Annotated in this window: 4 protein-coding genes and 1 pseudogene; 3 read left to right on the top strand and 2 right to left on the bottom strand. The window is 72.4% G+C overall.

The features are described from left to right. Window positions 1-166: 166 nt before the first annotated feature. A complete protein-coding gene (locus BEP24_RS06095; RefSeq protein WP_065961401.1) occupies window positions 167-733 on the top strand; it encodes a GNAT family N-acetyltransferase in 567 nt (188 codons plus the stop codon). Window positions 734-1,087: 354 nt separating this feature from the next. Here BEP24_RS06095 and BEP24_RS06090 read toward each other — a convergent pair whose 3' ends face one another. Next, window positions 1,088-2,593 (bottom strand): catalase, encoded by a 1,506-nt coding sequence (locus tag BEP24_RS06090; RefSeq protein WP_065961397.1) that lies wholly within the window; start codon window positions 2,591-2,593, stop codon window positions 1,088-1,090. A gap of 344 nt (window positions 2,594-2,937) precedes the next feature. Continuing rightward, window positions 2,938-3,354: pseudogene (locus BEP24_RS06085) on the bottom strand (Fur family transcriptional regulator); the annotation flags it as partial. 231 nt (window positions 3,355-3,585) lie between these two features. Here BEP24_RS06085 and BEP24_RS06080 point away from each other — a divergent pair. Continuing rightward, window positions 3,586-4,893: an acyltransferase gene (locus tag BEP24_RS06080; protein ID WP_065961394.1), complete on the top strand. Its 1,308-nt coding sequence runs from the start codon at window positions 3,586-3,588 to the stop codon at window positions 4,891-4,893. 153 nt (window positions 4,894-5,046) lie between these two features. Further along, complete coding sequence (locus BEP24_RS06075) at window positions 5,047-5,868, top strand: cytochrome c oxidase assembly protein (RefSeq protein ID WP_253181597.1); 822 nt, start codon at window positions 5,047-5,049, stop codon at window positions 5,866-5,868. Window positions 5,869-6,000 lie beyond the last annotated feature (132 nt).

Below are 6,000 nucleotides of genomic sequence, written 5' to 3'. Positions count from 1 at the left end.
GCCCAGCCCCCGAGGCTCCCGCGAAAGCGACAGATCCCGCCCGACTGTCGGCGGCGATCTGTCGCTTTCGCGAGGGGCCCACGCGGGAGACGACGGGGCCGGGAACCGCGGGGCCGAGCGGGCTGTGGCCCCGGCGCCGTGCAGCCGCACCCGGCAGGATGGGCGCGTGACTGACGACATCCGGTGGGAGGTGGTCGAGGAGAGCGCACTGTCGCTCCCCGACCACGAGGCGATCGCGGCGATGCTGGGGCAGGCGTTCCCCGACTGGTCGCACTGGTACGTGGGCGGCCGGGACTACGCCGGCATGCAGCCCGAGCGACGGGTCGTCGGCCGGGACGCGGACGGGGTCGTGCTCGCCCACCTCGGGATCCGCCGCATGTTCGTCACGGTCGGCGGCGAGGACGTCCTGGTCGGCGACACCGGCATCGTCGCCGTCGCGCCCGGCCTGCAGGGCACCGGGGTCGGCCGCGAACTGCTCGACCGCGCGCACGCCGTGCTCGAGGGGCTCCGGGTCGCGTTCGGGCTCCTCGGCGCCGGCGAGGACCGCATCCCCTTCTACGCCCACATGGGCTGGCACGAGGTCGAGGGTGCCGTCGGGACGTTCTCGGCCTTCACTGCCGACGGGGTGGGTGTCACCGAGACCGAGCAGGGCGGGTGGATGATCCGCCCCGTCGCCGCACGGCTCGAGGACTGGCCGACCGGCGAGATCCTCCTCAACGGCCAACAGGTCTAGCTCGAGGACTGGGCTGCGTCCGATCCCGGCGAGATCCTGCTCAACGGACAACAGGTCTCGCTCGAGGACTGGGCTGCGTCCGAACCCGGCGAGATCCTGCTCAACGGACAGCAGGTCTCGCTCGAGAACTGGGCTGCGTCCGATCCCGGCGAGATCCTCCTGAACGGACAACAGGTCTCGCTCGAGGACTGGGCTGCGTCCGAACCCGGCGAGATCCTGCTCAACGGCCAACAGGTCTCGCGCAGAGGACGGGGCCGCGTCCTACGGAGCCGCCGCCGCTCTGGACCCGGCGGGACGACGGACGGGAGGCGCGGTGCCAGCCGGCACCGCGCCTCCCGTCCGTCGTGTGGCTGACTACGCCTCGACCGCGACCTGCTCCGGCTGCTCGTTCGAGCCCGGGGCGCTCGGCGCCACGGCCGCGCGCACGCGCGCGCCGAGGTCCGGGTCCACGTTCGTCCAGTAGGCGAACACCCGCTCGCGCAGGTCGTCGCGCGTCACCTTCGAGACGTGCCCGGCGATGTTGCCGACCAGGCGCTCACGGGCGGCGTCGTCGAGGACCTCGCGGTAGAGCGTCCCCGCCTGGCCGAAGTCGTCGTCCTCGGGGTGGAGCGTCGCGGCGGAGCGCTGCAGCGCGCCGTCGGACTCCCAGCCCGGCGCCTCGTCCGAGGCACCCTCGGCGGCGTGCGCGCCACCGAGCGAGTTCGGCGCGTACACCGGGACCTCGGACTTCTGGAAGTCGAAGCGCATCGCACCGTCCTTCGAGTACGAGTGCACCTCGTTCTTCGGCGCGTTCACCGGCAGCTGCGCGTGGTTCGTGCCGACGCGGTAGCGGTGGGCGTCCGCGTAGCTGAAGATGCGCGCGAGGAGCATCTTGTCCGGGCTCGCCGCGATGCCGGGCACGAAGTTCGACGGGGCGAAGGTCGCCTGCTCGATCTGCGCGAAGTAGTTCTCCGGGTTGCGGTTGAGCTCCATCGTGCCGACCTCGATGAGCGGGTAGTCCGCGTGCGGCCACACCTTCGTCAGGTCGAACGGGTTGAAGCGGTAGCTCTCGGCGTCCGCGTACGGCATGACCTGCACCTTGAGCGTCCAGCGCGGGAAGTCCTCGCGCTCGATCGCGGCGTGGAGGTCACGGATGTGGAAGTCGGCGTCCTCACCGGCGATGCGGTCGGCGTCCTCCTGCGTCAGGGTCTTGTGGCCCTGCTCCGTGAGGAAGTGGTACTTCACCCAGAAGCGCTCGCCCTCGGCGTTGATCCACTGGTAGGTGTGCGAGCCGAAGCCGTCCATCTCGCGCCAGCTCGCCGGCAGACCGCGGTCGCCCATGAGCCACGTCACCTGGTGCGCCGACTCCGGCGACAGTGTCCAGAAGTCCCACTGCATGTCGTGGTCGCGCAGGTGCGAACCCGGCAGGCGCTTCTGCGAGCGGATGAAGTCGGGGAACTTGATGCCGTCGCGGATGAAGAACACCGGGGTGTTGTTGCCGACGAGGTCGTAGTTGCCCTCGCTCGTGTAGAACTTCAGCGCGAAGCCGCGGGGGTCGCGCCAGGTGTCCGGGGAGCCCTGCTCGCCGGCGACGGACGAGAAGCGGGCGAGCATCTCGGTGGTCTGGCCCGGCTGCAGGAACGCGGCACGGGTGTACTTGCTGACGTCCTGCGTGACGGTGAAGGTGCCGAAGGCACCGCCGCCCTTGGCGTGGACGACGCGCTCCGGGACGCGCTCGCGGTTGAACTGCGCGAGCTTCTCGACCAGGTAGTGGTCGTGGAGGGCGAGGGGGCCGTCGGCCCCGACACCCATCGAGTGCTGGTCGCTCGAGACGGGAGCGCCGCTGTTGGTGGTGGTGGTGGGCGTGTTCTGGTCGGACACGGTTCCTCCTCGGAGGGTTGGTTCGGTCAGGGGTGCTCGGGTTGGTCTGTGGAGTACCGCACGCTGCCTCCGTGGGTAGCGGGTGCAGCGGGGTGCGGCCTGGGTACGCGCTGGTCGGTTCCTGCGGATCGGTGCAGCCGGGAGGCCCGGGTGCGGTCCGGCGGTCAGCCTGCGGCAGGCGCGGGGTCGGGTCGGGCGGCGGGGCCGCGGTCGGGGTGCTGGTGGTCGGCCGGGTGCGTCGGCCGCTGGTCGGCCGGGGCCGGCTGTTGCCGGTGGGCCGGGGCCGGCTGCTGCCGGTCGGTGTCGTCCTGGTCTGTGTCGTGCTCGTCGGTTCCGTCGCGCTCGGCTGCGGCGCAGGCCTCGCAGATGCCCCAGTAGGTGACCTCGGCCGTCGTCACGGCGAAGCCGTGCGTCTCGGAGGGCGTCAGGCACGGGGCGTGTCCCACGGCGCAGTCGACGTCCTGCACCGCACCGCACAGGGTGCAGACGACGTGGTGGTGGTTGTCGCCGGTGCGCCGTTCGAACCGCGCGGGACTGCCCGCCGGTTCGATCCGTCGCACGAGCCCCGCGCCGGTCAGGGCGTTGAGGACCCCGTACACCGCCTGGTGGCTCGTCGTCGGGAGCTCGGCGGACACCGCGGTGAGGACGTCGTCCGCGGTGGCGTGCGGCATGGTCCCGACCGTGCGCAGGACCGCCAGGCGCGGTGCGGTCACACGGAGACCCACACCACGGAGGACGCCCGCGTCGTCGTGCTCGCTCATGACACCTCCGCTTTCCTTGCATCGATCAAGACAACCGTAACCCTAGCGGACCGAGGTCGGAGGGGAGCGAATCGACCCGCGTGTCGGCCGGTCGCCCGCGACCCGCTCCATTCGCTGGCGGACGCGCCACTCGGCGACGCATGCCGACACCGGCATGCGATGTGTAACGGTCCGGACGCGATCGCCTGGGACGGCGGTGGGAGTCGCCGATCGGCCGGTACCGTCCCCCTCATGTCCACGAAGCAGGGTCTGCCGGCACCGGCGACGAGCGGTCGGGACGTCCGGGGGATCATCGCGCAGCGGGACCTGGTCGTCGACCTCATCAGGACGGCCTGCGTCGTCCTCGTCGTCGTGGTGCACATCACGATGGTCGGCGTCGCCGTCGGGCCCGAGGGGGTCGCCGTCACGAGCCCCCTGCAGGAGGCGTCCTGGTACGTCGGGGCCACGTGGGTGGGCCAGGTCATGCCGCTGTTCTTCGTCGTGGGCGGCTTCGCGAGCATCACCGGGTGGCGCAGCACCGTCGCCCGGGGCGGTGGCGCCCGGGACTTCCTCGCCACACGGCTCGTGCGGCTCTACCGTCCCGCCGTGCCCCTGTTCGTCTTCCTCGCGCTCGGGCTCGGCGTCGCGACGCTGCTCGGCACACCGGGCGACCTGCTCGCCGAGATCGCGTTCGGGATCGGTTCGCCGCTGTGGTTCCTCGCCGCGTACGGCATCACCCAGTGCTGCGTCCCCGTCATGGTCCGCCTGCACGAGCGGGCGCCGTGGTGGACGCTCGCCGTGCTCCTCGGGCTCGCCGTCGCGGTCGACGGGCTCCGCTTCGCGACCGGGGTCGCCGAGGTGGGACTCCTCAACCTCGGGCCGGTGTGGCTGTTCGCGCAGCAGCTCGGCTTCCTCTGGGCCGACGGCTGGTTCGCCCGTCGGTCGCGCGTCGGCCTCGCCGTGGTCGCGGTCGCCGGGTACGTCGCGCTCGTCCCGCTCACGTCGGTCGGGCTCTGGGCGCCGGACTTGCTGCAGGACCTCAACCCGCCGATGCTCCCGCTCGCCCTGCTCGCGATCGCACAGGCGTGTCTCGTGCAGCTCGTGCACGCGCCGCTGACCCGGCTCATGCGGACCCGTGCGGCACAGGGGGCGGTCTTCGTGCTCGGCCGCGACGGCATGACGATCTACCTGTGGCACCTGCCGCTGTACATCGCACTGACCGGGATCGCCCTGCTCGTCGGGGTCCCCTTCCCCGACCCGGGCTCGGGCACCTGGTGGGCGACGCGACCGATCGCCCTCGTCGTCGTGCTGGCCGCAGCGCTCGGCGTCGCGCGGGCCCTCCGCTGGTTCGACCGACCGCTGGCCCGACTGGCCCCGGGTGCGGACCGACCCGCGTGGCCCGTACTCGTGGTCGCGGCGCTCTGCACGATCGGCCCGGCGTTCGTGGTGATGCAGTTCCACCTGTCGCTCGCCGCAGCACTGCTCGGCGTCGTGGCGATCCCGGTCGGCGTCTGGCTGCTCGGGCGCACCGTGCCGGCGGTCGGCGTGCAGCGCATCTGAACCGATCCTCACCGGTGGGGACCCCGGCGCGGGTCACTCTGGGGCCTCCCGGGCGGAGGATGACGGGGCACCACCCGTCACGCCGCCAGGAGGCACCCCACGCCCGAGCCCACCGAGTTCTGGAGCACGTGGCAGCTCGACCCGCTGGCCCTCGTGCTGCTGCTCGTCGGTGCCGTCGCGTACGGGTCGTGGCTCGTCGGCGCCCGACGCCGCGGTGCCCGGTGGTCCCCCTGGCGGACCCTGTCGTTCGTCCTGGCCCTCGCCCTGTTCGGCGTGCTGCAGTTCGGGATCGTGGGGCGGTACGACCAGGCCCTCCGGTGGGCGTTCACGCTCCGGCTGGCCCTGCTGTTCTTCGCCGTGCCGACCTTCGCCGCCCTGGCCGCGCCGGTGTCCCTGCTCCGGGTCGGCGGGCCCCCGCGACTCGCACGGGCTGCCGACCGGGTGATGCACTCCCGGCCGGTCCGTGTCGCGGGCAACGCGATCGTCGCGCCCGTCGTGGGACTCGTGCTCTTCGCCGTCCTGCTCACCCCGCTCGCCGCGACCATCCGCGAGTCGTCGGTGTGGGCCGTGGCGATCACCGTCCTCGTCCCCGTCCTGGGCTTCGGCCTGCTCGCGCCGCTGTCCGAGCCGGGTGTGCTGCGGAGCTCGACCTTCGTGACCGTGGAGTTCCTGCTCGCGTTCGTGGAGCTGCTGCTCGACGCCGTCCCGGGCATCGTGCTCCGCGTCTCGAACCACGTGCTGGACGGGTCCCTCGTGCAGGTCGCGGGGCAGCCCTGGTTCCCCACTCCCCTGCGCGACCAGCACCTGGCGGGTGACCTGCTCTGGTTCATCGCCGAGGTCGCCGACGTCCCCGTCCTGGTCATGCTCTTCATCCGGTGGCAGCGGACCGACCGCCGCGAGGCTCGTTCGGTCGACGCCCTGTCCGACGAGGAGATGGACGCCCTGACCCGCGAGCACCTGCAGCGCCGCGGGTAGGGGCCGCGGGGGCTGCCGGGCGGGAGCAGGGTCGGGCGACCGCGTCCCGGCGGACGCCGAACGACATCGCGGTCGTCGAACGACAGCGGCGATGACGCATCTCTGCCCCGGGCCACGACTCCCGAGCCGCCG

Source organism: Curtobacterium sp. UCD-KPL2560 (assembly GCF_001705035.1).
In the GTDB taxonomy this organism is placed as follows: Bacteria; Actinomycetota; Actinomycetes; order Actinomycetales; family Microbacteriaceae; genus Curtobacterium.
The sequence above is the reverse complement of the archived record's forward strand: the minus strand, read 5'-3'. Positions and strand labels throughout refer to the sequence as shown.

What these genes read in the sequence shown, in the direction of transcription:
- BEP24_RS06080 (WP_065961394.1), top strand. Translation starts at nt 3,586, where the DNA reads ATGTCCACGAAGCAGGGTCTGCCGGCACCGGCGACGAGCGGTCGGGAC.